The organism is Enterobacter sp. CM29 (assembly GCF_013179605.1).
Lineage (GTDB): Bacteria > Pseudomonadota > Gammaproteobacteria > Enterobacterales > Enterobacteriaceae > Enterobacter > Enterobacter intestinihominis.
In genome coordinates this window covers 1-996 of sequence record NZ_JABMCU010000370.1, presented here as the reverse complement: position 1 = coordinate 996, position 996 = coordinate 1, and the positions used below count along the sequence as shown (strand labels likewise).

Here is a 996-nt window from a genome sequence, read left to right as displayed (position 1 = left end):
AGTCGCAGGCGCTGCGCGGCATTTTCTTTGCCAGCACGGAGGTTAAAAAAGATCCGGGCAGTGAAGCTGAACCGGCTCCGCTGCGCGCCGTTGGGGTTCTGGGTGGTGGGCTGATGGGCGGCGGCATCGCGTTTGTCACCGCCAGCAAAGGCAAATTGCCCGTACGTATCAAAGATATCAATCCTCAGGGCATCAACCACGCGTTGCAGTACAGCTGGCAGAACCTTGATCGCAAAGTGAAACGCCGCCATATCAAGGCCAGCGATCGCGATAAAACCCTCGCGATGATCACTGGCGCCACCGACTACAGTGGGTTTGCACACCGCGATCTGGTGATTGAAGCCGTGTTCGAAGATCTGGCCCTTAAGCAGCAGATGGTAGCGGACGTTGAACAGCATTGCGCGCCGCACACCATTTTCGCGTCAAACACCTCGTCTTTGCCGATCGGCGACATCGCGGCGAAAGCCATGCGCCCGGAGCAGGTGATAGGGCTGCACTATTTCAGTCCTGTCGAAAAAATGCCTCTGGTGGAGGTTATCCCGCATGCCACAACCAGCCCGCAAACTATTGCCACCGTGGTGAAGCTGGCGAAAAAACAGGGCAAAACTCCTGTTGTGGTCGCGGACAAAGCCGGCTTCTACGTCAACCGCATTCTGGCGCCGTATATTAACGAAGCGATGCGGTTGCTGACGGAAGGGGAGAAAATTGAGCACGTCGATGACGCCCTGGTGAAGTTTGGTTTCCCCGTCGGCCCAATCCAACTTTTGGATGAGGTAGGAATTGATACGGGGACTAAAATTATCCCTGTGCTGGAAGCGGCTTATGGCGATCGTTTTGCGCCGCCTGCAAACTTTGTTTCCGCAATTTTGAAGGACGATCGCAAAGGCAGAAAAAATGAACGCGGTTTCTATCTTTACGCCGCGAAAGGGCGTAAAAGCAAGAAACAGGTCGACCCTTCGGTTTATGCGCTTATTCCTGTTACGGGTCAGGGAAAAC

General features: G+C 54.6%; 1 protein-coding gene. It reads left to right on the top strand.

What is annotated here, in order from left to right:
- Positions 1–996: 3-hydroxyacyl-CoA dehydrogenase NAD-binding domain-containing protein (locus tag HP459_RS23105; RefSeq protein WP_253939688.1), on the top strand; the 996-nt coding region annotated here is incomplete at both ends.